The sequence below is a fragment of the Azospirillum griseum genome, from assembly GCF_003966125.1.
Taxonomy (GTDB): Bacteria; Pseudomonadota; Alphaproteobacteria; order Azospirillales; family Azospirillaceae; genus Azospirillum; species Azospirillum griseum.
The window spans coordinates 100,974-107,693 of sequence record NZ_RXMA01000020.1 but is presented as its reverse complement, the minus strand read 5'-3'; the positions used below and the strand labels follow the sequence as shown (position 1 = coordinate 107,693).

Here is a 6,720-nt window from a genome sequence, read left to right as displayed (position 1 = left end):
ACCGACTCAATCCGAGCCAGGCGAAAGCGGGCAGGTTGGTCCGACGAATACGCCAGAGCCATCCTCGGCCAAATGCGATAGCCCTGGGAACGCGCCGCCGGTCGGTTGACACGCGCACGGACCGGCCCCATGGTGCCGGTCCCTGCCAATTTCGACAGCCGAACGACCGCGCCATGAGCAACGCCAATCTGCAAGCCATCATCGATGCCGCTTGGGACAACCGCGACACCCTGAGCACCGCCACCACCGGCGAGGTGCGTGACGCCGTGGACGCGGCGCTGTCCGCCCTCGATTCCGGCGACCTGCGCGTCGCGGAAAAGACGGAAACCGGTTGGACGGTGAACCAGTGGCTGAAGAAGGCGGTCCTGCTGTCCTTCCGCCTGAACGCCAACGAGATGATCCCCGGCGGCCCCGGCGGCTCCTCCTGGTACGACAAGGTTCCGCCGAAGTTCGAAGGCTGGAGCGAAGGCCAGTTCCAGGCCGCCGGGTTCCGCGCCCTGCCCGGCGCCATCGCCCGCCGCTCCTCCTACGTCGCCCCCGGCGTCATCCTGATGCCCAGCTTCGTCAACGTCGGTGCCTATGTCGACAGCGGGACCATGGTCGACACCTGGGTGACGGTCGGGTCCTGCGCCCAGATCGGCAAGAACGTCCATCTGTCGGGCGGTGTGGGCATCGGCGGCGTGCTGGAGCCGTTGCAGGCCGATCCGGTCATCATCGAGGACAACTGCTTCATCGGCGCGCGCTCCGAAATCGTCGAGGGCGTGATCGTCGAGACCGGGGCGGTGGTGTCGATGGGCTGCTACATCGGGGCCTCCACCAAGATCATCGACCGCCACACCGGCGAGGTCTTCGTCGGCCGCGTTCCGGCCTATTCGGTCGTGGTTCCCGGCTCTCTGCCCGGCAAGCCGCTGCCCGACGGCACCCCGGGGCCGAGCCTGTATTGCTGCGTCATCATCAAGCGCGTGGACGAAAAGACCCGCGCCAAGACCGCGATCAACGACCTGCTGCGCGACTGATCGTTCCCCGCGTTCCCGTTCCCTCCGCCCCCCGCTCCCCGCCCGTGGCGGACGGGTGCGGGAACACGGTTTGACCGCCTGCGCCTTTCCCGCCTCTGCCCAACCGGACCCATCATGACCATCGACGCCGTCGCCCTCGCCCAGGATCTGATCCGCTGCCCCAGCGTCACCCCGCGCGACGACGGCGCGCTGGGCGTGCTGGAAGCGGCGCTAACGCCGCTGGGCTTCACCTGCCACCGCCTGCGGTTCGAGCAGGAGGGCACGGCCCCGGTGGACAATCTCTACGCCCGGCTGGGCACGGCGGGGCCGAACTTCTGCTTTGCCGGGCACACCGACGTCGTCCCGCCCGGTGAGTTGAAGGGCTGGTCGATCGATCCCTTCGCCGCTGAAATCCACAACGGCAAGCTGTATGGACGCGGTGCCGTGGACATGAAGGGGGCCATCGCCGCCTTTGTCGCCGCCGTGTCGCGCCGTCTGGCCGCCGGTGGGCCGCCCGCCGGGTCGATCAGCCTTCTCATCACCGGCGATGAAGAGGGCGTGGCGATCAACGGCACCAAGAAGGTGCTGGATTGGCTGGCGGAGCGTGGCGAGCGGCTGGACGCCTGCGTCGTCGGCGAACCCACCAACCCCAAGGCACTGGGCGACATGATCAAGATCGGTCGGCGCGGCAGCCTGACCGGTTATCTGACCGTCTATGGCGCGCAGGGCCACACCGCCTATCCCCACCTGGCCGACAACCCGCTGCCCCGGCTGGTGCGGATGCTGGCCGCGATCACCGAAAAACCGATGGATGAGGGGACGGAGCATTTCCAGCCCTCCACCCTGGCCTTGACCACCATCGACGTCGGCAACCCGGCCAACAACGTGATCCCGGCGCAGGGCAAGGCCACCTTCAACATCCGCTTCAACGACGCCCACACCCCGGCCAGCATCGAAGCGTGGCTGCGCGGCTGCTTCGATGCCGTCGGCGGGGCCTATGACCTGACCATCCAATGCTCGGGCGAATCCTTCCTCACCGCCCCCGGCCCGCTGACCGAACTGGTCGCCGACGCGGTGGAGGGAGCGACCGGACGCCGCCCGGACTACTCCACCACCGGCGGCACCTCCGATGCCCGCTTCATCAAGAATTTCTGCCCGGTGGTCGAATTCGGTCTGGTCGGCCAGACCATGCACAAGGTGGACGAGCACACCGCCGTCGCCGATCTGCATGGCCTGTCGGCGATCTACGAAACGATCCTGGAGCGCGTGTTCACCCGCCTGCCCGGCACCGGCGCGGCGGCCTGAACGGAGGGCGTCGGCGATGCCGCCCAGCCCCACCGCGATCCTCACCGCGCTGACCGGCGTCTACCGGCTGGCCCGTTTCGACGCCAGCGGCTTCGCCGTTCTGGACCGCAGCCCGGACGGGGCCGTGGCCTCCTTCTTCGCCGCCCTGCTGGTGCTGCCCGCCTATGCACTGCTGTTGCTGCTGCGGCTGTCGGGGCAGGTGGACGACACGCCGCTGCCCCAGCTGGTCATCGTCGAAGCCATCGCCTACGTCGTCAGTTGGACCGCGTTCCCGCTGACCCTGCACCGCATCCTGACCCTGATGGGGAAGGACGAGCGGTTTCCGGGCGCTCTCACCGCCTACAACTGGTCGGCGGTCATTCAGATGGCGGTCTATCTGCCCGCCACGCTGCTGTCGGCCAGCGGCCTGCTTCCCGCCTTTTTCACTGAGGGGCTGGTGCTGGGCGTTATGATGGCGATGCTGACCTACCAATGGTTCGTGCTGCGCACCGCGTTGGAGCTGCCGGGCCTGGGCGTCGCCGCGCTGGTGATGATCGACCTGTTCCTGTCCGCCATGATCACCGACATCGCCGACAGCCTTCTGTGAGCCGACCGCCCCCTCCTGATCAGGGGGCCGGTCAAAAGGTACGGATCACCGCTCGTGCAGGCCCGACGCGGGCGCTTCCGGCTTGGCTGAGGACGCGGCGGGCGGCACCGCCGGTTCGCCTTCACCCAGGAAGAACAGGTTGCGCAGAAAGCCGGGGGCGAGGATGGCCAACGGGTTGACCGTCACGTCCGGGTCGGACAGCCGCCCGCGCACCCGCCAGGTGGCGGAAAAGATGCCCTGCCCTTCCCCGCCGCTCAACAGATCGCCCAGCAGCGGGATTTGCCCAACCAATCGGTTCAACCCATAGATCGGCACGATGGTCCCGCGCAGGTTGGCGGTTTCCCGGTCCAGATCGACGTCGCCTTCCAAGGTCAGGCCCAGAGCGGACCCGGTGGTGCGCAGATCGACCAAAGTCAGCGCCGGGCCTTTCTTGCGGAAATCGGCCACCATGCGCCCAAAATTCACCCCCTTGCCGCCCTCCAGCAACTCGGCAAAGCCCGATGGCGAGATGGCGTTGAGCAGGCGGGCCAGAACCGGCACGTCGATCAGGCTGTAGTTCAGAATCTCGGCGTGGCCCTCGATCGCCGAATCGGCGCGCGGCTCCGTCGTCCGCCCGGTGATGGCCAGTTGTCCGCCGCGCACGCGGTCGTTGATGTCCATGGCGCTGAGGGCGGCCCCCAGATCGTCGGCGCGGATCGCCACGTCATACAGGCCCTTTGGACCGGGTTTGTAGGACAGCGACACCGCCCCGCCGTTGCCGCTGCGCGTTGCCCCGGTGCCGCTGCGCGCGGTGATGTCGAGCAGGGTCCAGGCGTTGGCGTCGCGCCGCACGGTTCCGGCGACCTGCCGCAATCGCCGACCGTCGCCAAACACCACGGAATTGAACTTCAGATCCAAATCCAGTGGGTTTTTCTTTGCGTCCGGCGGTTCGGGCGGCGGCGGCGGTTCGCCCGGCTCGCCCTTGCCCATCAGCTTGCGGGCGTACAGGCTCTCGCCGCTGATGGTTCCGGCGTAACCGACCGGGGTGGAGCCGCTTTTGGGCCGCACGGTCACGTCGGCGCGCAGATCGGTCTGTCCGACCTTCAGCGACGGCACCACGACACGGGCCACGCGGCGGCCCCCGTCGGCCAATTCGAGATTGGCTTGCGCCTTCAACCCGCCCGCGTCCACCGTCAAGCCGCTGATGCGGGTAGGACGGTCCTTGTCGAACTCCAGCGCCAGCTTGCCGGTTCCGGGCTGGCCGGGCGGTTTTTCCCACCCCAGTTCGGCGATGGACAGGCGGGTCTTTTCCAGATTCATCGCGGCGGTCAGCGCCAGCTTGTGGCGGCGGTCCACCGTGAACAGGATGTCGGCCCCCATCGGCCCCACCACCCGCTCCTCCAGATCGATGCCGTGGCTGCGCAGATCGTTGGCGTCCACCATGCCCTTGACCGCGATGCGGGTGCGCGGGCCGGTCCCCTGCGATTCGAAGGATTCCTTCCAATCGACGCTGACCGGGATGCCGTCCAGCTTGGTGGTGCCTTTGATCGCCATGGCTTTCAGATCAAGGGCGAGCGAAAGGTTTCCGTCCGTGGCGTTCATCCCCGCCGCAACCTTCTCCACCCCCACGCCACGCATGGTTCCGGCCACATCAAGCGCGATGTGGTCAAAGGTCAGGTCGGCCAGGAGCGGGAAGGCGAAATGCAGCATCGCCTCCACCGTGCCCTGGGTGCGTTTGGGGTCCAACTCCAACTTGCTGGGATAACCCAGCGGTGGGGTGTCGAGCAGAGTCAGGATGGGGCGCACGCCGCCCGACACCGGCACGCGGATGTCGATGGTCTCTTTGCCAATGTCCAACCCATCGATCAGCACCGTCCCATCGCCGACCTCGATCTCGCCGACCCGACCGCCCTTGGTCTGGATGGCGAAGGTCTTGCCATCGGCCACCGCCTCCATCGCCACGCCGGTGGCGGGCGGCAGGTGGCGGAAATAACGGACGCTGGCGTTTTCACCGCGCAGTTCGGCGCGAAACCGGTTCATGACCGCCGCCGCCGGATTGCTCAACGGCAGGGTCAGGTCGGCGCTGGCGGTGGCCACCGTCGCCACACCGGCGGTGACATTCTCCGTCACCCAACCGCGCGCGTTGATCGCCACAGGGGTTGGCCAATAATGGCGCAGATCGTCCAACGGTACACCGCGCGCGGACACGTCGGTGGTGACGCGCGCGGTTCCACCGCGCTCCTCCACCGCCGCCGTTCCCTCAATGCGTGGACCGTTGGCCAGATCGCCAAGCCCAAGAGCCAGCCGCTCCACCCGCAACCGGTTGGCACCGTCCGCCCCGCGCTCCCCCGCCACGCGCAATTCCGCCGATGCCACCGGCAGGGGACGGTCGAACAGGTCCGGTCGCGTGATCCGCCCCGTGCCAGCGGTCAGCGTCGCAACACCGCTCATCGGGCGGAGGTCGGGATCGAGAGTCACCTCCAGCGCACCCGCCAACGGCACCGTCGCAGCCGCCAATGGAGCGAGCACCGGGGCCAAACCAGCCAGCGCATCGGGCCGCAGATCGGCCCAGCGTGCCGAGGCGCGCAGGGTGCCGTCGCCCACCGGTTCGGCTGTCGCGCTCAGGCCAGCGGTGCGTCCGTCCACCGTCAACGACAGGGTGCCCGAACCGCTGCGCCGCCCGTCCCGCTCCGTCACCGTTCCCTGCGCCACCAGGCTGGCCGGTTGGTCCCCCCCCAGGGCCACCGTCACCCCGTCAAACGTCAGCGCCCGCCCGCCATTGGACAGGTCGAGTTGCCCACGCGCGCTCATCCCGGTCACGGCATAGGGTTGGGGCCGCAACTCCGGGATCATCACCCGCCCAGCGCCGGCCTTGAGATCGAAGACGACGCGGGTGGGGCGGAACTGGCCATCGAGTCGGGCCTCCGTCCGGCCACTGACGGGCAGATCGACCGCCGCCAGCGGAGCCAACGCCGGGCCGATGGCCGCCAGCGCCGCCGGGTTGAACGCGTCGACGGTCATGACCAGATCGGTGGCGGCATCACCGTTGCGGTAATGCCCGCTGATGTTCAGCGTCACCGGGCGGTCGCCCTCCTGCGGGGACAAATCCAGCGCCAACCGCGCCCGGCCTTCGGTGCCCTGCCCATCGCGTGTCAGCACGATGTCGGCGCGTTTGGCGTGCCAGGACAGGCCCAACATGCGGTTGTCGACCGTCAGGTCTGCCCCCGTCACCGACAGGCGGCGCAACGCCCCCATCGGGCGGTTCAGATCGGGCGCGCCGCGCAGGCTTTCCAACAGCTCCTGCAACGGATCGGGGCGATTCGGGTCCGCCACGTCCACTGGCTCGGAGGGGACGGCGGGGGTGGAGCGCACGTCAAAGGTCAGGTTGCCATCGGCCCGCCGCAGCACCTGGACACGTGGGCGGACCAGATCAAGCCGGGTCGGCACCAGCTTGCCGAGAAACAGACCGGGAATGGAAAAGCCGATGCCCATCTCCGGCGCAGCCGCCAGTTCCACCCCGTCGGCGTTGACCGCCCGCACCCGCCGGGCGCGCAGATCGATCCGGCGCGGCCCGGCCCCAACCTCGCCGACCGCCTCCTCCGATTCCAACGACAGCACCAGTTCGCCGACCTCGGCGGTGAAGCGGCCATCGGGATCGCGCAACACCTCCTCGATCATCGGAATGAAGGGGTCGAGCGGAATCGGCCCCTGCGCCAACCGCCACAGGAACAGCCCGACCGCCGCCGCGCCAACCACCGTGGTTCCGGCGGCGCACAGCCCCAGAATCTTGGCCGTCCGCCGGATCACGCGGACCACCGCCCGGCCGCCACGATCCCGCGCGTCACGGCACCAACC

The 6,720-nt window shown here is 68.7% G+C and carries 4 protein-coding genes; 3 read left to right on the top strand and 1 reads right to left on the bottom strand.

The features are described from left to right. The first annotated feature begins 173 nt into the window (after window positions 1-173). The 3 genes from dapD to EJ903_RS18845 all read left to right on the top strand — a co-directional run bounded on the left by dapD (window position 174) and on the right by EJ903_RS18845 (window position 2,886). Complete coding sequence (dapD, locus tag EJ903_RS18855) at window positions 174-1,016, top strand: 2,3,4,5-tetrahydropyridine-2,6-dicarboxylate N-succinyltransferase (RefSeq protein WP_126618333.1); 843 nt, start codon at window positions 174-176, stop codon at window positions 1,014-1,016. Between the two features lie 114 nt (window positions 1,017-1,130). Further along, window positions 1,131-2,300 carry a succinyl-diaminopimelate desuccinylase gene (gene dapE / locus EJ903_RS18850; protein ID WP_126618331.1) on the top strand — a complete coding sequence of 390 codons (1,170 nt, stop codon included), beginning with the start codon at window positions 1,131-1,133 and terminating at the stop codon, window positions 2,298-2,300. A 16-nt stretch (window positions 2,301-2,316) separates the two neighbouring features. Next, on the top strand, window positions 2,317-2,886 hold the full coding sequence (locus tag EJ903_RS18845; protein ID WP_126618329.1) for a hypothetical protein: 570 nt from the start codon (window positions 2,317-2,319) through the stop codon (window positions 2,884-2,886). A 45-nt stretch (window positions 2,887-2,931) separates the two neighbouring features. Here the strand turns inward: EJ903_RS18845 and EJ903_RS18840 are convergent, their stop codons facing one another. Next, window positions 2,932-6,672 (bottom strand): DUF3971 domain-containing protein, encoded by a 3,741-nt coding sequence (locus EJ903_RS18840; protein WP_126618327.1) that lies wholly within the window; start codon window positions 6,670-6,672, stop codon window positions 2,932-2,934. Window positions 6,673-6,720 lie beyond the last annotated feature (48 nt).